14 protein-coding genes are annotated in these 17,301 nt (G+C 70.9%); all 14 read left to right on the top strand.

All coding sequences use genetic code 11. The features are described 5' to 3' along the window. Nucleotides 1–25 precede the first annotated feature (25 nt). The 14 genes from KCI33_RS04025 (at nucleotide 26) to KCI33_RS04090 (ending at nucleotide 17,214) form a co-directional block, all read left to right on the top strand. Complete coding sequence (locus KCI33_RS04025) at nucleotides 26–835, top strand: IclR family transcriptional regulator (protein ID WP_212523474.1); 810 nt, start codon at nucleotides 26–28, stop codon at nucleotides 833–835. Nucleotides 836–921: 86 nt separating this feature from the next. Continuing rightward, nucleotides 922–3,018 carry a 3-hydroxyacyl-CoA dehydrogenase NAD-binding domain-containing protein gene (locus tag KCI33_RS04030; RefSeq protein ID WP_212523475.1) on the top strand — a complete coding sequence of 699 codons (2,097 nt, stop codon included), beginning with the start codon at nucleotides 922–924 and terminating at the stop codon, nucleotides 3,016–3,018. Nucleotides 3,019–3,034: 16 nt separating this feature from the next. After that, nucleotides 3,035–4,210 (top strand): acetyl-CoA C-acyltransferase, encoded by a 1,176-nt coding sequence (locus KCI33_RS04035; protein WP_212523476.1) that lies wholly within the window; start codon nucleotides 3,035–3,037, stop codon nucleotides 4,208–4,210. A 15-nt stretch (nucleotides 4,211–4,225) separates the two neighbouring features. After that, a complete protein-coding gene (locus KCI33_RS04040) occupies nucleotides 4,226–5,422 on the top strand; it encodes an acyl-CoA dehydrogenase family protein (RefSeq protein WP_212523477.1) in 1,197 nt (398 codons plus the stop codon). Between the two features lies 1 nt (nucleotide 5,423). Further along, nucleotides 5,424–6,557 (top strand): acyl-CoA dehydrogenase, encoded by a 1,134-nt coding sequence (locus tag KCI33_RS04045; protein ID WP_212523478.1) that lies wholly within the window; start codon nucleotides 5,424–5,426, stop codon nucleotides 6,555–6,557. Nucleotides 6,558–6,560: 3 nt separating this feature from the next. Next, nucleotides 6,561–6,986, top strand: a complete 426-nt coding sequence (locus tag KCI33_RS04050) for a PaaI family thioesterase (protein WP_212523479.1) — start codon at nucleotides 6,561–6,563, stop codon at nucleotides 6,984–6,986. Next, complete coding sequence (locus tag KCI33_RS04055) at nucleotides 6,983–7,783, top strand: enoyl-CoA hydratase family protein (protein WP_212523480.1); 801 nt, start codon at nucleotides 6,983–6,985, stop codon at nucleotides 7,781–7,783. The genes KCI33_RS04050 and KCI33_RS04055 overlap by 4 nt, the downstream gene beginning before the upstream one ends. Then, nucleotides 7,780–8,814, top strand: a complete 1,035-nt coding sequence (locus KCI33_RS04060; protein WP_212523481.1) for a nitronate monooxygenase — start codon at nucleotides 7,780–7,782, stop codon at nucleotides 8,812–8,814. Before KCI33_RS04055 ends, KCI33_RS04060 begins: the two co-directional genes overlap by 4 nt. Beyond that, nucleotides 8,811–10,343 carry an AMP-binding protein gene (locus KCI33_RS04065; protein ID WP_249138902.1) on the top strand — a complete coding sequence of 511 codons (1,533 nt, stop codon included), beginning with the start codon at nucleotides 8,811–8,813 and terminating at the stop codon, nucleotides 10,341–10,343. The genes KCI33_RS04060 and KCI33_RS04065 overlap by 4 nt, the downstream gene beginning before the upstream one ends. A 265-nt stretch (nucleotides 10,344–10,608) precedes the next feature. Then, nucleotides 10,609–11,868 (top strand): imelysin family protein, encoded by a 1,260-nt coding sequence (locus KCI33_RS04070; protein WP_212523482.1) that lies wholly within the window; start codon nucleotides 10,609–10,611, stop codon nucleotides 11,866–11,868. A gap of 21 nt (nucleotides 11,869–11,889) precedes the next feature. Then, the gene (locus KCI33_RS04075) at nucleotides 11,890–13,428 is read left to right on the top strand and encodes a di-heme oxidoredictase family protein (protein WP_212523483.1); all 1,539 of its coding nucleotides are present in this window, start codon (nucleotides 11,890–11,892) and stop codon (nucleotides 13,426–13,428) included. Beyond that, nucleotides 13,428–14,411 carry an imelysin family protein gene (locus tag KCI33_RS04080; RefSeq protein WP_212523484.1) on the top strand — a complete coding sequence of 328 codons (984 nt, stop codon included), beginning with the start codon at nucleotides 13,428–13,430 and terminating at the stop codon, nucleotides 14,409–14,411. The genes KCI33_RS04075 and KCI33_RS04080 overlap by 1 nt, the downstream gene beginning before the upstream one ends. A gap of 1 nt (nucleotide 14,412) precedes the next feature. Then, nucleotides 14,413–15,492, top strand: coding sequence for a DUF1513 domain-containing protein (locus tag KCI33_RS04085; protein WP_212523485.1), 1,080 nt, complete (start codon nucleotides 14,413–14,415; stop codon nucleotides 15,490–15,492). 213 nt (nucleotides 15,493–15,705) lie between these two features. Next, nucleotides 15,706–17,214 (top strand): malonyl-CoA synthase, encoded by a 1,509-nt coding sequence (locus tag KCI33_RS04090; RefSeq protein WP_212523486.1) that lies wholly within the window; start codon nucleotides 15,706–15,708, stop codon nucleotides 17,212–17,214. Nucleotides 17,215–17,301 lie beyond the last annotated feature (87 nt).

Below are 17,301 nucleotides of genomic sequence, written 5' to 3' on the forward strand. Positions count from 1 at the left end.
GCCGATGGCGCAGGATGGAGATGGAATGGCTGTGACCGACGACGAGAGCGACCGCCGCTTCGCCACCACGCTGGCGCGTGGGCTGGCCGTGCTGCGCGCGTTCAGGCCCTCCGACGACGGGCTCGGCAATGCCGAGATTTCCGAGCGGACGGGGATTCCGAAATCCACCGTCTCCCGCCTGACCTTCACCTTGCAGGCGCTGGGATATCTCAACCACGCCCGCCGCCGCGACCGCTACCGTCCCGGGCCCGCGCTGCTGGCCCTGGGCAATATCGCAAGCTCGTCGATCTCCTTCGTCGAGTTGTCGGGCAGCATCATGCAGCGGCTGGCCGATGAGACCGGCACGCTGGCGCTGCTGCTGGTGCGCGACGACAACAAGCTGCTGATCGTGAAGACCTGGCGCCCGCGCAACGTGTCCTCGCTCTGGCTTGAGGTCGGCCACCGTCTGCCGTTCAACGGCTCCTCCTCGGGGCATGCGCTGCTGGCCGCGATGTCCGAGGAGATCTTCGCCAGGACCGTGGCGAATGTCGCCGGCGACCGCGGGCTGACGCCGGAGCGCGCGCAGGAGATCCGCAAGGACGCCTACAGCCAGCTCGTGACCCGCGGCTTCGTGATCGCCGACCCCAAGGAATATTTCGCCGCCAATATCCATGCGGTCGCCAAGCCGTTCCATTCCCGCGACCTGAGCGAGCCGGTGGTCTTCACCTGCGGCGCGATGCCCGAGGACCTGAGCCTTGAGCGGATGCGCGACGAGGTCGGCCCCAGGCTGAGCGAGGCCGTGCAGGAGCTGGAGCGGATCATGGGGCAGGGCTCGGCGATCGCGATGCGAAGTTGAAAAATTCTGCATGATGGAATTGTATTTGACATGCTGAGACTAAGAACCCAGCCAGATAGCCTGAGAAGAACGATGAAAGGTGAATCGTGACCGATCCAGTGAGATACGAGCGGGACGGCGGCATCGCCGTCGTGACCATCGAGAACGGTCCGGTGAACGCGCTGTCGCAGGCGGTCCGCGCCGGTCTCGACGCGGCGTTCGAACGCTTCGCGGCGGACGATGCGGCGCGTATCGCGGTGATCGTGGGGGCCGGGCGGCTGTTCATCGGCGGCGCCGACATCTCCGAATTCGGCACGCCGCCCGCGGCGCCCTTGCTGCCCGATGTGGTGGGCCGCATCGAGGCCAGCGAAAAGCCGGTCGTCGCGGCCATTCACGGCGCGGCGCTGGGCGGCGGGCTGGAGGTGGCGCTGGGCGCGCATTACCGCCTGGCGCTCGACGGCGCGCAGCTGGGCCTGCCCGAGGTCAAGCTCGGCATCATTCCCGGCGCGGGAGGCACCCAGCGGGCGCCGCGGCTGATCGGCCTGAAGGCGGCGCTGGCCATGATCCCGGCGGGCGGGACGGTGACGGCCGGCGCGGCGCTGGAGATGAGGCTGGTCGACCGTGTGGCGGCCGGCGAGGACGCGCGCGCGGCGGGCATCGCCTACGCCCGCGAATTGCTCGAACAGGGGGCGCCGGCGCGGCCCGTCGGTGCGCTTCCGCGCCCGGTGGCCGATGCGGCGGCCCTCGACGAGGCGCGCGCGCGGCTGGCCCGGAAAGCCCGCGGCGAGGTCGCGCCGCTCGCCGCCGTCGACGCGATCGAGGCCGCGACGCGCCTCGATCTGGCCGAGGGTCTGGCCGAGGAGCGGCGCATCTTCCGCGACCTGATGGAGACGCCCCAGCGCGCCGGGCTGGTCCACGCCTTTTTCATCGAGCGCAAGGTGGCCAAGCTGCCCGAGATCGACGGAATCGCGCCGCGCGGCCTGGACGCCATCGGCGTGGTCGGCGGCGGGCTGATGGGGGCGGGCATCGCGACCGCGGCCCTGCTGCGCGGGCTGCCCGTCACGCTGGTCGAGCGCGACGCCGCGGCGGCCGAAAAGGCGGCCGGCACGATTGCCGGCAACCTCGATGCCGCGGTGAAGCGCGGCAAGCTCGACCAGCCGCGCCGCGATGCAATCCTGGCGGAGAAGCTGACCGTTGCGACCGGATATGAGGCGCTGTCGCGGGCCGATCTGATCATCGAGGCGGTGTTCGAGGACATGGAGGTCAAGAAACAGGTCTTCGCCGCGCTGGACCGGGTGGCCAGGCCCGGCGCGATCCTGGCCACGAATACCTCCTATCTCGATATCGACGCGATCGCGGCCTCGGTCTCGCGCCCCTCTGACGTGATCGGGCTGCACTTCTTTTCTCCCGCGCATGTGATGAAGCTGCTTGAGGTGGTCGTCGCGGACAAGACCGCACCGGAGGTGACGGCGACGGCCTTCGCGCTGGCACGGCGCCTTGGCAAGATCGCGGTGCGCGCGGGCGTCTGCGACGGTTTCATCGGCAACCGCATCCTGTCGCATTGCCGCGCGGCGGCGGACCGGATGGTGCTGCAGGGCGCCAGCCCCTTTCAGGTCGACCAGGCGATGCGCGATTTCGGTTTCGCCATGGGGCCCTATGCGGTGGTCGATCTGGCCGGGCTCGACATCGGTTTCCTGACCCGGCAGCGCAAGGCGAGGGACCGCGACCCGCGCGACGTGGTGCCGACCTGGGCCGACGCGCTCTATCACATGGGGCGGCTTGGCCAGAAAACCGGGCGCGGCTATTACATCTACGAAGCGGGCAGCCGGGTGGGCCGCCCCGATCCGGGGGTGGAAGAGCTGATCGCCAAGGCCCGCGCCGAGGCAGGCGTCTCGCCGCGCGATTTCACCGACGAGGAGATCCGCCGCCGCTACATGGCCGCCCTGGTCAACGAGGCCGCGCGGGTGATCGAGGAGGGTATCGCGCAGCGCCCGCTCGATATCGACGTGACGCTGCTCCACGGCTACGGCTTCCCGCGCTGGCGCGGCGGGCCGATGAAATGGGCCGACATGACCGGGCTCGGCAGCGTGCTGGCCGATGTCCGGCGCTGCGCCGCAGAGGACGACTATTTCTGGCGACCCGCCCCGCTGCTGGAGCGGCTGGTGGCGGAGAACCGCAATTTCGACAGCCTGAACGCGGGCTGAGGGGGAGGGACCGGGAATGACCGACGCCGTCATCGTATCCATCGCGCGCACCGCCATCGGCAAGGCCGCGCGCGGCAGTTTCAACATGACCCACGGCGCCACCCTTGCCGGCCATGTCGCCGCCGAAGCGGTCCGGCGCGCGGGCATCGACCCCGCCCTGATCGAGGACAGTATCTGGGGCTGCGGCTATCCCGAATATGTCACCGGCGGCAACATCGCCCGCCAGGCGGTGATCCGCGCAGGCCTGCCGGTCAGCATCGCGGGCACCACGGTCAACCGCTTCTGCGCCAGCGGCTTGCAGGCGATCGCCATGGGCGGACACCTGATCGCCCATGAGGGCGCCAGGGCGGTTCTGGTCGGCGGGGTTGAAAGCATCAGTCTGGTGCAACCGCCCCCGCGCCATTCCCGCGAGCCCTGGATCGAGGCGCACAAGCCCGCGCTCTACATGACCATGATCGACACCGCCGACGTGGTGGCCGAACGCTACGGCATCTCGCGCGAGGCGCAGGACGCGCTGGGCCTGCAAAGCCAGATGCGCACCGCGGCGGCGCAGGAGGCGGGCCGTTTCGACGCGGAAATCGTGCCGATGCAGGTCACACGGGCGGTGACCGACAAGGCGACCGGCGAGGTCTCCGAGGTCGCAGCGACCATCGCGAGGGACGAGTGCAACCGCCCCTCGACCACGCTGGAAGCGCTGGCCAGGCTGGAGCCGGTCAAGGGGCCGGGCAGGTTCGTCACTGCCGGCAACGCCTCGCAGCTTTCGGACGGGGCCGCGGCGCTGGTGATGATGCACGCCCGCGAGGCGGAGCGTCTGGGGCTTGAGCCGCTGGGCCGCTACTGCGGCTTCGCGGTCGCGGGCTGCGAGCCCGACGAGATGGGCATCGGCCCGGTCTTCGCCGTGCCCCGCCTGCTGGAGCGTCAGGGGCTCGGCGTGGAGGACATCGACCTGTGGGAGCTGAACGAGGCTTTCGCCAGTCAGGCGATCTACTGCCGCGACCGGCTGGGCATCGACAACGAGATCTGCAACGTCGACGGCGGCTCCATCGCGCTGGGCCATCCCTTCGGCATGACCGGCGCGCGGATGACCGGTCATCTGCTGGCCGAGGGGCACCGCCGGGGCGCCAAGCGCGGCGTGGTGACCATGTGCATCGGCGGCGGCCAGGGCGCGGCCGGCCTTTTCGAGATTTTCTGAGAGCGGACCACCGGAATGGATCTGAACTATACCGACGAGCAGAAGGCCTTCCGCGCCGAGGTGCGGAGCTTTCTTGAGGAAAACCTGCCCAGGCGGCTGTCGGACAAGGTCGCGGGCGGCAAGCGCCTGACCAAGGCCGATCACGAGGAATGGCACGCCATCCTCAACGCGCGCGGATGGCTGGCCGCGAACTGGCCCGCCGAATATGGCGGCACCGGCTGGGACGCGGTGCGCCGCCATATCTTCGAGGAGGAGACGACGCGCGCCCACGCCCCGCGCATCGTGCCCTTCGGCATCAACATGCTGGGGCCGGTGTTGCAGAAATTCGGCTCGCAGGAACAGAAGGCCCATTACCTGCCGCGCATCCTGAACGGCGACGACTGGTGGTGCCAGGGCTATTCGGAACCCGGCGCAGGCTCGGACCTGGCCTCGGTCAAGACCAGCGCGGTGCGCGACGGCGACGCCTACATCGTCAACGGCCAGAAGACCTGGACCACGCTGGGCCAGCACGCCAACATGATCTTCTGCCTCGTGCGGACCTCGAAGGAGGGCAAGCCGCAGGAGGGGATCAGCTTCCTTCTGATCGACATGGAGTCCCCCGGCGTCGAGGTCCGGCCGATCGTGCTGCTGGACGGCGAGGCCGAGGTCAACGAGGTCTGGTTCAGCGACGTGCGCGTGCCCGCGGAAAACCTGGTGGGCGAGGAGAGCAAGGGCTGGACCTACGCCAAGTATCTGCTGACGCACGAGCGTACGAATATCGCCGGCGTCGGCTTCGCCACGGCCGGGCTGGCGACGCTCAAGCGCATCGCCAGGCTGGAGCAATCCGGCGGGCGGCCGCTGATCGAGAACCCGTTTTTCGCCGCCAGGATTGCCCAGGTGGAAATCGACCTGATGGCGATGGCCACCACCAACCTTCGGGTGATCGCGAAGACGGCTTCGGGACAGGCGCCCGGCGCCGAAAGCTCGATGCTCAAGGTCAAGGGCACGGTCATCCGCCAGCAGATCAACGCGCTGACCCGGCAGGCGGTGGGCCCCTACGCGATGCCCTTCGTCTCCGAGGCGCTGGAGGAGGGCGGCAACGCCGGGCCGGTCGGACCGGACTACGCGATGCCCGCGACCCAGAGCTATTTCAACAACCGCAAGCTGTCGATCTACGGCGGGTCCAACGAGGTCCAGCGCCAGATCATCAGCAAGGCCATCCTGGAGCTTTAAGATGAACTTCGACCTGACCGAAGAGCGCCAGATGCTGCAGGACGGCCTGCGCCGCTACCTGCGCGACACCGTCAGCCCCGAGCTGCTGGCCAGGGCCACCGAGAGCGAGGCCGGCCATTCCGGGGCGCTGTGGGCCGGGCTGGCCGAAATGGGCGTGATCGGCGCGCTGTTCCCCGAGGAGGTGGGCGGGTTCGGCGGCGCCGGCTTCGACCTGGCGCTGGTCTTCGAGGAGATGGGCCGCGCCGGTGCGTTCGAGCCGCTGCTGGAGACCGGCGTGCTGGCCGGCGGCCTGATCGCCGAGATGGGCGACGACGCGCAGAAGGCGCTGATCGAGGAGATCATCGCCGGGGCGGTGCAGATCGCCTTCGCCCATGCTGAGCCGGGCAGCCGCTACGATCTCGAACGCGTCGCGACCAGTGCCGAGCCGGGGCCGGAGGGCTATGTCCTCAACGGTCGCAAGGCGGTCGTGGCGGCCGCCCCTTCGGCGCAGCATTTCGTGGTCAGCGCGCGAACCGGCGGCGCGATGGCCGACGAGGACGGCATCTCGCTGTTCCTCGTCTCCGCCGGGGTCGCCGGGCTTTCGCTGCGCGCCTATCCGGTGAACGGCGGCGGCCGCGCCGCCGAGATGACGCTGGAGAACGTCGCGCTGCCGCGGGACGCGCTGCTTGGCGCCAGGGGCGCGGCCTTCCCGGCCATCGAACGCGCCGCGGCGCGCGCCACCGCCGCCGTCTCGGCCGAGGCGCTGGGGCTGATGGAGGCGATCCGCGCGCTGACCACAAGCTATCTGCGGACCCGCCAGCAGTTCGGCCGGCCCATCGGCAAGTTCCAGGCGCTGCAGCACCGCATGGCGGATATGCTGATCGAGATCGAGCAGGCGCGCTCGGCGGTGATCAACCTTGCCGGTCACCTCGACGCCGAGCGGACCGAGCGCGAGCGCCATGTCAGCGCGACCAAGAACCTGATCGGGCGTGTCGCCCGGCTGGTGGTCGAGGAAAGCATCCAGATGCATGGCGGCATCGGCATGACCCAGGAATACGCCCTGGCCCATCTGGCCAAGCGCCTGACCATGGTCGATCACAGGTTCGGCGACGCCGATTACCACCTCGAGCGGTTCATCCGCCTGTCGGCGGCCTGAGCGATGGGGCTGATCGAGAACGAAACCGGCGCGCAGCGCACCCTGGGCTACGTCCTCGACGTGGGGCAGGGCGACGGCTGCGCGCGCTGCTATCTCGACCTGACCGAGGCGCATATGAACCGCCACGGCGTGCTGCATGGCGGCATCGCGGGGCTGCTGCTGGACAACGCCATGGGCGCGACCGGCAGCCTGACCGTGGACGACAGCGGCCGCGCGCCGTTCCTGACCATCTCGCTGAACACCCAGTTCCTCGCCCCGGCGCGGGCCGGCACGCGGGTCACGGCGACGGGGCGGGTGACGGGCGGGGGGCGGTCGCTGCTGTTCATCGCCGCAGAACTCGTGGCCGGGGACGGCACCGTGATCGCCACCGCGACCGGCGTGTTCAAGCGCGTGCCGCAGCACCGGCTGGCCGAGGGGGGCGACGCATGAGCCCCCCGCTGGCCCGTATTGAGGATCTCGGCGACTGCCTTGTCGTCGTGAACGACAACATCGCCCGGCGCAACGCGCTGACCCCCGATCTCTACGACGCGCTCGGCACGGCTCTGGCGCGCGCGGGCGAAGAGGCACGGATCGCCTCGGTCATCCTCTGGGGCGCCGGCGGCTTCATCTGCTCGGGCGGCGACCTGACCCAGCTGGCCCGCCGCCGCGAGCTGCCGCGCGCCGCGCGGCTGGAGCGCATCGAGGCGCTGCACGATCTGGTCCGCGCCATCGCCGCCTGTCCGAAACCCGTCATTGCCGCGGTTGAGGGCGGCGCGGCCGGGGCGGGGGCCTCTCTCGCTTTCGCCTGCGACCTGATCGTGGCTGCCGAGACCGCGCAGATCTCCGCCGCCTATGTGCGGGCCGGGCTGGTGCCCGACGGCGGTCTCACCGCCAGCCTGAGCGCGCTTCTGCCGCGCGCGCTGGTCTCCGAGATGCTGCTCTTGGGCGCGCCGGTGCCGGCGCGGCGGCTGCACGACCTGGGCGCGATCAACGCGCTGACCCCCGAGGGCGGCGCGCGCGAGGCCGCGATGACGCTGGCCGGGCGGATCGCCGCCGGGCCGTCCGGCGCGCAGGGGGCGATCAAGGGTTTGCTCGCCACTGCCCGTTCGCAGGGCCTCGCCGCCCAGCTCGACCGGGAACGCGACGCGATGGCCGATGCCGTCGCGGGGGACGAGGCCGGAGAAGGGATCGGTGCCTTCCTGGAAAAGCGCCGCCCGGATTTCGCCAGGCTGAGGTGCGCGCGATGAGCCCGCGCCCGGCCGATCCCGCGCTTGAAACGGCGCTGACCCGCACCTTCGGCCTGCGCCTGCCGGTGATCGCGGGCGGGCTGATGTGGCTGTCCGATGCGCGCTATGTGGCCGCCGGCGCGCGGGCGGGCATCCTGTCCTTCCTGACGGCGGCGAGCTTTCCCGACCCCGACGATCTGCGCCGCGAGATCGCGCGCTGCCGCGACATGGCCGCGGGCCGCCCTTTCGGCGTCAATGTCTCGATGCTGCCCAAGCTCGTTCCCGGCGAAAGGACCGCCGACGTGTTCCGCCTGATCGCGGATGCGGGTGTGCGCGTGGTCGAAACCTCGGGGCGCAACCCCGAACCCTATCTGCCGATCCTCAAGGACGCCGGGATCACCGTCATCCACAAGGTGCCCGGCGTGCGCTACGCGCTGAAGGCGCAATCGGTCGGCGTGGACATGGTGTCGATCGTGGGCGCCGAATGCGGCGGCCATCCCGGCATGGACCTGGTCGGCAGCATGGTCAATCTCGCACTGGCCGAGCGCCGGCTCGCCATCCCCTTCCTGATCGGCGGCGGCATCGGGGCGGGCAGCCAGATCGTGGCCGCGCTGGCCGCCGGGGCGGCGGGCGTTGTGATCGGCACGCGCTTCCTCGCCGCCGACGAGATCGGCGCGCATCCCGACTACAAATCCGCGATGGTCGCCGCCACCGAGCGCGACACCGCGCTGAGCATGGCCAGCCTGCGCAACACGATCCGCACCCTGCGCAACGAGACGACCGAGATCGTCGCACAGCTTGAGGCGGGGGACCCCGACATCGGGATCGAGGCGTTGATGCCCTATGTCGCGGGCGCCATCGGGCGGCGCGCCTATGAGACGGGGGATGTCTCGCGCGGGATGCTCTCGGCCGGTCAATCGTTGGGCCTGCTCGACCGCGCCGAGCCGCTGGCCGCGACGATCGCGACCCTCGAAGCGGAGGCCGCCGCCGCGCTCGCGCGCCTGCGGCCAGCCCCGGCGGCGCGCAAACCAAGGGAGGACGCGCATCCATGACAGACAGTCCCATGAACCGGATACACCAGATGCTCGCCGCGCATGTGGCCACGCGCCCCGATGCGCCCGCGGTCATCGACAGCGACGGTCGCGCGGTCGGCTGGCGCGACCTTGACGCGCGGATCGACGAGGCCGCCGACATGCTGCGCGCCCGCGGCGTGGGGCCGGGCGACCGCGTGCTGCTGGTGGCCGAGAACTGCCTCGCGGTGGCGGTGCTGATCTTCGCGGCCAGCCGTCTCGATGCCTGGGCGGTGCCGGTGAACGCGCGGATGGCCGGCGCCGAGATCGCGCGGATCGGGGCCCATGCCGCGCCGCGGCTGGCCCTCTACACCGCCCATGTCTCGAACGAGGCGGCCGCCCATGCCGACGCGGCCGGGGCCGCGCCGCTTGAGACCGGCTTCGGCGCGCTGCGCGTCGCGGCCTTCGCGGCGGACGCGCCCGAGCCGGTGGCGCCGGGCCCGGATCAGGTGGCGGTGGTGCTTTATACCACCGGCACGACCGGGCAGCCCAAGGGCGTGATGCTGACCCATGCCAACCTGATGTTCGCGGCACGCGCGTCGGCCGATCTGCGCCGGCTGACCCCCGAAGACCGCGTCTACGGCGCGCTGCCGCTGACCCATGTCTTCGGTCTCGCCTCGATGCTGATGGCCTCGGCGCTTGTCGGCTGCACGGTGCAGCTGGCCACCCGGTTCAGCGCCGGGGCGCTGTTCGCCGCGCTGCGGGACGGCGCGACGGTGGTGCCCGCGGTGCCCCAGATGCACGCGCTGCTGATGGCCTATGCCGCCGAGCACGGGCACGAAAGGCTGGGGTCCGCGCAGCTGCGCTACGTCTCCTCGGGGGCCGCGCCGCTCGACCCGACATGGAAGCGCAAGGCCGAGGCGTTCTACGGCGTGGCGCTGCAGAACGGCTATGGCATGACCGAGAGCACCGCCGGGATCTGCGGCACGCGCAACCCGATCGGCAGCCCCGACATCAGCGTCGGGCCGCCGCTTCCGGGCGTCGAGGTCAGGCTCGATATCTCGGCCGGCCACGAGGACGGCGTGGGCGAGGTCCTGACCCGCGGCCCGCATGTGATGAAGGGCTATTTCCGCAATCCCGAGGCGACCGCCGAGGCGATGACCCGGGACGGCTATCTGCGCACCGGCGATCTCGGCCGGATCGACGCGGAGGGGCGGGTCCATATCGTCGGGCGCAGCAAGGAGTTGATCATCCGCTCGGGCTTCAACGTCTACCCGCCCGAGGTCGAGGCGGCGCTGAACGACCACCCGGCGGTGGTGCAATCCGCCGTGATCGGCCGCCCCGCCGAGGGCGGCAACGAGGATGTGCTGGCCTTCGTGCAATGCGCCCGCCCCGGCGCGGTCGACGCGGCGACGCTCAAGGCTTTCGTGGCCGGGCGGCTCACCGCCTACAAACGGCCCTCGCATATCGTGATCGCCGATGCGCTGCCGGCGGCGGCGACCGGAAAGATCCTTAAAAATCGCCTGCTCGACCATTTCGCGGCCGAACTGGCGGCACTTGACGCGAGCTGAGCCGGCCCGTCGGGTGCGCCGCGCCCCCGACGGAGAGCCCTACGGCCGGCGACGCCCCCGGCCATTCCGAATGACGCGAGGTCTTGGCGGCGTCCGCAACCGGCTTGCGCCGGCTTCGGCGCGCGCGCGATTCCTGAAAAGGTGACAAAAAGAATCGGATAGACATATCCGACGGAAATGCTTAGGAATGCCGCGCCGGCGGAAACGGGTGCCCACGCCGGCAGTCCGAAGACCTCCGCATCCGACACCGACAGGGATGAGCTACATGAAATACCTCCTTTCCACTGCGGCCTGCGCCCTGGCCCTGGCCGTATCCCCGGCCTTTGCCGACCGGGCCGCGGTCCTCGACACCTATGCCGACATCGCCGAAGCGGCCTATGCCGACAGCCTTTCTCAGGCCGAGGCGTTGCGCGCGGCCGTGGCGGCGCTGGTCGCCGAGCCCTCGCCGGAGACGCTGCAGGCCGCCCGCGCCGCCTGGCGCGCCGCCCGCATGCCCTATCAGCAGACCGAGGTCTTCCGTTTCGGCAATGCCATCGTGGACGACTGGGAGGGCAGGGTGAATGCCTGGCCGCTGGACGAGGGGCTGATCGACTATGTCGATGCCGCCTACGGCGGGCCCACCGACGCGAACGAACTGGCGGCGCTGAACGTGATCGCCAATCCCCGGCCGGTGATCGCGGGGGTCGAGGTGGACGCGACCCGGATCACGCCCAAACTGATCGCCGGGACGCTGAACGAGGCGGACGGGATCGAGACCAACGTGGCGCGCGGCTATCACGCGATCGAGTTCCTGCTCTGGGGGCAGGACCTGAACGGCACCGGCCCCGGCGCGGGCGCGCGCGCCCATACCGATTTCGTGGCGGGCGAGGGCTGCACCGGCGGCCATTGCGACCGGCGCGCCGACTACCTGCTGGCCGCGACCGGGCTTCTGGTTGCGGATCTCGAGGAGATGGCGGCCAACTGGGTCGAGGGCGGGGCCGCGCGCGCCGCCGTCATGGCCGATGAGGACGCGGGCCTCGTGGCGATCCTCACCGGCATGGGCAGCCTGTCCTACGGCGAGCAGGCGGGCGAACGGATGCGGCTTGGCCTGATGCTGAACGACCCGGAGGAAGAGCACGATTGTTTCTCCGACAACACCCACATGAGCCACTATTACGACGGGCTTGGCATCCAGAACGTCTATCTCGGCCGCTACATCCGCACCGACGGCCGCGTGGTCGAGGGGCCGTCGCTGGCCGAGCTGGTGGCCGAGGCCGACCCCTCGCTCGACGCCGAGATGCGCGCCAAGCTCGACGCCACGATGGCGGCGCTTGGCGCGATCGTGACGGCGGCCGAGGGCGGCTTCGCCTATGACATGATGCTCGAACGCGGCAACGCCGAGGGCGAGGCCCTGATCATGGCGGGCGTGAACGGCCTGATCGACCAGACCCGCAGCATCGAACGGATCGTGACCGCGCTTGGGCTTGACCGGATCGCGTTCGAGGGGTCGGACAGCCTCGACGCCCCCGGCGCGGTGTTCGAGTAGGGGGCCGGGATGAAAAATGCTATGCACTGCGTTCGGCAGGCCGCGCGCCCGATCGGGATAGGGGGCGCGGCGGCGGCCTGGCTCCTCGCCGCTCCGGCCGGGGCGGGACCGCTGGACGAGCCGCACCTGGCCGTCGTTCCGCGCACGCCCGAGGAGGCCGCGCGGGTAGCCGCCGTCAGCGCGCCTGCGGCCGGCTTCGCCGCGCCCGAGCGCTTCGAGGCGCTGCCGGGCGGCGCAGCCACGGTGCGGGCGCGGCGCAACGCCGACGCCTTCTCGCAGCCCTCGGGCAACATGAGCTTTGCGCGCGAGCTCGATTTCAAGGTCGGCAACGGGCTATTCCGCAAGATCTGGGTTTCCGCCCCCTCGTCGACCGGGGCCTCGGACGGGCTCGGCCCGCTGTATAACGCGCGCGGCTGCCAGAACTGCCACATCAAGGACGGGCGCGGTAATGCGCCGGACGGGCCGGAGGACAACGCCGTGTCGATGTTCCTGCGGGTCTCGATCCCGGCCGGGCAGGCCATGGCCGGGATCGAGGACTGGATCGCCACCGCGCCCGATCCGGTCTACGGCACCCAGCTTCAGGATTTCGGGACGCCGGGCCAGAAGGCCGAATACCGCCTCGATATCGCCTATGAGGAGATCGAGGTGCCGCTTTCCGGCGGCGAGGTGGCGGCGCTGCGCCGCCCGACATACCGCGCCGCGGACCTCGGATACGGGCCGCTGCACCCCGAGGCGATGCTCTCGCCCCGCGTCGCGCCGCAGATGATCGGGCTGGGGCTGCTGGAAGCGGTCCCTGCCGCCGATATCCTCGCGCTGGCCGACCCCGAGGATGCAGATGGCGACGGCATCTCGGGCCGCCCCAACATCGTGCCGTCGGTCGAGTTCGGCCAGCCGATGCTGGGCCGGTTCGGCCACAAGGCGGGCACGCCCACGGTGCGCGAGCAATCCGCCGCCGCCTTTGCGGGTGATATCGGGATCTCGACCCCCCTCTTCCCGGCGCCCTGGGGCGCGTGCACCGAGGCCCAGGCCGGTTGCCGCGACGCCCCGCATGGCGGAGATCCGGCGCAGGGCGGGCTGGAGGTGGATGCCGGGGGGCTGGATCTGGTGACCTTCTACAGCCGCAACCTTGCCGTCCCCGCGCGGCGGGACGAGGGCGCGCCGGAGGTCCTGCGCGGCAAGGCGCTGTTCCACGCCACCGGCTGCGCCTCCTGCCACAACCCGAAATTCGTCACCCACCGCCTGGCCGATCGCCCCGAGCAGAGTTTCCAGCTGATCTGGCCCTATACCGACCTGCTGTTGCACGACATGGGCGAGGGGCTGGCCGACCATCGCCCCGAGGGCCGCGCCACGGGCACCGAATGGCGCACCGCGCCACTCTGGGGCATCGGTCTCACCGAACAGGTCAGCGGGCAGGCCCAGTTCCTGCACGACGGCCGGGCGCGGTCGCTGCTGGAGGCGGTGCTCTGGCATGGCGGCGAGGCGCAGGCCGCGCGCGACAGTGTCGTCGCCATGCCCAGGGCCGACCGCGCCGCCCTGATCCGTTTCCTGGAGAGCCTCTGATGCGACTTGCCCTCTGCCTCTGCGCCGCCCTCGCCGCGTCCCCCGCCGCCGCCGGGGTCGAGGAGGCGCTTGCCGGGCCCATCCTGCCCGGTCTCGCCGCCTTCGCCGGCGCCGCCGAAGACCTGGCCGAAGCCGCCCGCGCCGATTGCCGGGCCGATGCGCTGGCCCCGGACTACCACGCCGCCTTCGATGCCTGGATGGCGGTCGGTGACATCCGCCTCGGTCCGTCCGAGACCGGCGCGCTTGCCATCGCCTTCTGGCCCGACGACCGCGGCTTCACCGCACGCACGCTGAACAGCCTGATCGCCCAGCAGGACCCCGTGGCCGACGATGCCGCTGCCTTCGCGGAGGTGTCCATCGCGGCGCGCGGGCTGTTCGCCCTCGACATGCTGCTCTTTGACGAAACGCTCTCCGCCTACGGGCCCGACGACTACGCCTGCCGACTGGTCCGCGCCCTGACCGCCGATCTCGCGGGCCAGGCCGGCGCGCTGGAGGCGGCTTGGCGCGAGAGCTTCGCGCAGAGCTTGCGGACGGCGGGCGCGGCCGGGAACGCCACCTTCCTCTCACCGGATGAGGCGGTGCGCGCCCTCTATACCCAGATCCTTTCCGGCCTCGAATTCACCGCCGACAGCCGGATCGGCCGCCCGATGGGCAGCTTCGCGCGCCCGCGCCCGAAACGCGCCGAGGCGTGGCGCTCGGGCCGCAGCCTGCGCAATGTCCTGGCCTCGGTCGAGGCCTCGGCCGCGCTTGCGCGCGCGCTGGCGGGCCGCGACCTGCCCGAGACCGACGCCGCGCTGGCGCGGGTGCGCGTCGCGGCCGGACGCATCGGCGACCCGGGTTTTCAGGACCTGGCCGATCCCGCCGCGCGCCTGAAGGCAGAGATCCTCCAGCAGGAGGTGCGCGGCGTGAAGGCCGCGATCGAGGCCGAGCTGGGCGCGCAGCTGGGCATCGCGCCGGGTTTCAACGCACAGGACGGAGATTGACATGACCACAAGACGCCACTTCCTCGCCGGCCTCGTCGCCGCCTCTGCCGCGCCGCGCCTGGGCTGGGCGGCGGTGGGCAGCCCCGCCTATCTCGCCGCCGCGCGCGCGCCTGATGGCACCTTCGCGCTGCACGGGCTCGACGCGTCCGGGCGCGAGACATTTCGCGTTGCGCTGCCCGCGCGGGGCCATGCCGCCGCCGCGCATCCCGCCCGCGCCGAGGCCATAGCCTTCGCCCGCCGGCCCGGCCATTTCGCGCTGGCGATCGACTGCGCGACCGGCGCCGTGATCCGCCGCCTCGCCCCGCCCGAGGGGCGGCAGTTCAACGGCCACGGGGTCTTTTCGGCCGATGGCGCGGTGCTGTTCACCTCCGAGCAACGCGCCGAAGACAGCGCCGGGCGCATCGGCCTGTGGGACGTGGCGGCGGGCTATGCGCGCATCGGCGAATTCGACACGCGCGGCATCGGCCCGCATGACCTGCGCCTGATGCCGGACGGCGAGACGCTGGTGGTGGCCAATGGCGGCATCGCAACCGACCCGGAGGACCGCACCAAGCTGAACCTCGACACGATGGCGCCCAACCTCGCCTATCTCGGCGCTGGCGGTGATCTGGCCGAGCTGGTCACGCTGGCGCCCGAACTTGCCCAGAACTCGATCCGCCATCTCGCGATCCGCGACGACGGGCTCGTCGCCTTCGCGATGCAATGGCAGGGCGCGGCAGGCGCCGCGACGCCGCTTGTCGGGCTGCACCGGAGGGGGGCGCCGGTCACACTTGCCGCCGCGCCGCTGGCCGAGCAGCTGCTGATGCAGGGCTACGCAGGCAGCATCGCCTTCAACGGCTCCGGCGCCGAGGTGGCCATTACCTCGCCCCGTGGCGGACGGCTTCACCGTTTCGACGCGAAGGGGAATTTCGTCGCTGCGCTGTCGCGCGTAGAGATCTGCGGCCTCGCCCGTCACCCCGACGGGTTGCTCGCCAGCGACGGCCTTGGCGGGCTGATCCTGGTCGGCGCGGGCGGACCGAGGGCGCTGTCCAAGACGGCAAGCGCCTGGGACAACCATCTCGTGCCGCTGCCCCGGCCCTAGGGGCAGCCCTCCGCGCCGCCGTCCCGCAGGCGCCCGCCGCGATGTGGCCTTTTCGTCCTCTCCGGCGCGCAAAAGCCTCCTTCCAATGGACCAAGGGGCTGTCATGCATTAGCAATTTGCCTGAACCGCCCAGCCGGCGCGACGCGAAGGCGCGGCTCCGGCAAACCGGCGACGGACCCGCAGGATGTTCAGGCAAGAGGGATCGGACGACGCATGACCAACCCGCTCTACGAAGCGCTGCTCGGCCAGCATGAAGGCAAGGACACCGCGTTCCTGCACCTGCCCGGGGGCGCGACCCTGACCCATGCCGATTTCATCGCCCGGGCCGACCGCTTCGCCAATGCGCTCACCGCGCGCGGCATCGCGCCGGGCGACCGGCTGGCGGTGCAACTGACCAAATCGGCGGATGCGCTGGCGCTTTATGCCGGCTGCATCAAGGCCGGCATCGTCTTCCTGCCGCTCAACACCGCCTACACGGCGTCCGAGCTCGACTATTTCATCTCCAACAGCGGTGCGGCGCTGTTCGTGTGCGATCCCGCGTCCGAGGCCGCGCTGACCCCGGCCGCCGCGGCGCAGGGGATCTCCGTCATGACGCTCGGCACGGCGGGCGAGGGCAGCCTTGCCGCCGCCGCCGACGCGGCCGGCCCGCGCTTCGCCCCGGTGCCGCGCGGGCCGGACGACCTCGCGGCGCTGCTTTACACCTCGGGGACGACGGGGCGGTCGAAGGGCGCGATGCTGACGCAGGAGAACCTGCTGTCGAACGCCCGCGCGCTGCTCGACTGCTGGCGTTTCACCGCTGATGACGTGCTGCTGCACGCGCTGCCGATCTTTCACGCGCACGGGCTGTTCGTGGCGACCAACCTGACGCTGCTGGCGGGAGGCGCGATGATCTTCCTGCCGAAATTCGATGTCGAGGCCGTGCTGGCCGAACTGCCGAAGGCCACCTCGATGATGGGGGTGCCGACCTTCTATACCCGGCTACTCGACGAGCCGCGCTTCACCCGCGACCTTGTGCGCCACATGCGTCTCTTCATCTCCGGCTCGGCGCCGCTGCTCGCGGAAACCCATGCCCGCTTCGAGGAACGCACCGGCCACCGCATCCTTGAGCGTTACGGCATGACCGAGACCTCGATGAACACCTCGAACCCCTATGAAGGCGCGCGGCGCGCGGGCACCGTGGGCTTTCCGCTGCCCGGGGTCGAGATCCGCGTGGCCGACGGCGAAAAGGCACTGCCCGCGGGCGAGATCGGCACCGTCGAGGTGCGCGGGCCCAACGTCTTCAAGGGCTACTGGCAGATGCCCGAAAAGACCGCCGAGGAGATGCGCGCCGACGGCTTCTTCATCACCGGCGATCTGGGCCTGATCGACGAAGACGGCTACCTGCACATCGTCGGGCGCGGCAAGGACCTGGTCATCTCGGGCGGCTACAACATCTACCCCAAGGAGGTCGAGCTGCTGCTCGACGAACAGCCCGGCGTGCTGGAAAGCGCCGTCATCGGGGCCCCGCATCCCGATTTCGGCGAGAGCGTGGTCGCCATCCTGGTGCCCGAGGCCGGGGCCGCGATCGACCTCGATGCGGTGCGCGCGGCGGTGGGCGAAAAACTCGCCCGGTTCAAACAGCCGCGCCATTACGCGGTGATCGACGCGCTGCCGCGCAACACCATGGGCAAGGTGCAGAAGAACATCCTCCGCGAACGGTACAAACACGTCTTCGCCGGCTGACCTCGGCTGCCGGGCATCCCGGGCCGGAATAACGCAACATCCTTCTTCTGGCCCAAAATATCCCCGCCGGAGGCATCCCGAGCTTCC

The organism is Actibacterium sp. MT2.3-13A (genome assembly GCF_018139985.1).
Lineage (GTDB): Bacteria > Pseudomonadota > Alphaproteobacteria > Rhodobacterales > Rhodobacteraceae > JAGSOU01.

Bases quoted from the DNA above. Each gene is read 5' to 3' on its own strand.
- KCI33_RS04090 (WP_212523486.1), top strand. From the start codon at position 15,706: ATGACCAACCCGCTCTACGAAGCGCTGCTCGGCCAGCATGAAGGCAAG.
- KCI33_RS04045 (WP_212523478.1), top strand. From the start codon at position 5,424: ATGAACTTCGACCTGACCGAAGAGCGCCAGATGCTGCAGGACGGCCTG.
- KCI33_RS04035 (WP_212523476.1), top strand. From the start codon at position 3,035: ATGACCGACGCCGTCATCGTATCCATCGCGCGCACCGCCATCGGCAAG.
- KCI33_RS04060 (WP_212523481.1), top strand. From the start codon at position 7,780: ATGAGCCCGCGCCCGGCCGATCCCGCGCTTGAAACGGCGCTGACCCGC.
- KCI33_RS04085 (WP_212523485.1), top strand. From the start codon at position 14,413: ATGACCACAAGACGCCACTTCCTCGCCGGCCTCGTCGCCGCCTCTGCC.
- KCI33_RS04050 (WP_212523479.1), top strand. From the start codon at position 6,561: ATGGGGCTGATCGAGAACGAAACCGGCGCGCAGCGCACCCTGGGCTAC.
- KCI33_RS04080 (WP_212523484.1), top strand. From the start codon at position 13,428: ATGCGACTTGCCCTCTGCCTCTGCGCCGCCCTCGCCGCGTCCCCCGCC.
- KCI33_RS04040 (WP_212523477.1), top strand. From the start codon at position 4,226: ATGGATCTGAACTATACCGACGAGCAGAAGGCCTTCCGCGCCGAGGTG.
- KCI33_RS04055 (WP_212523480.1), top strand. From the start codon at position 6,983: ATGAGCCCCCCGCTGGCCCGTATTGAGGATCTCGGCGACTGCCTTGTC.
- KCI33_RS04065 (WP_249138902.1), top strand. From the start codon at position 8,811: ATGACAGACAGTCCCATGAACCGGATACACCAGATGCTCGCCGCGCAT.
- KCI33_RS04025 (WP_212523474.1), top strand. From the start codon at position 26: ATGGCTGTGACCGACGACGAGAGCGACCGCCGCTTCGCCACCACGCTG.
- KCI33_RS04075 (WP_212523483.1), top strand. From the start codon at position 11,890: ATGCACTGCGTTCGGCAGGCCGCGCGCCCGATCGGGATAGGGGGCGCG.
- KCI33_RS04070 (WP_212523482.1), top strand. From the start codon at position 10,609: ATGAAATACCTCCTTTCCACTGCGGCCTGCGCCCTGGCCCTGGCCGTA.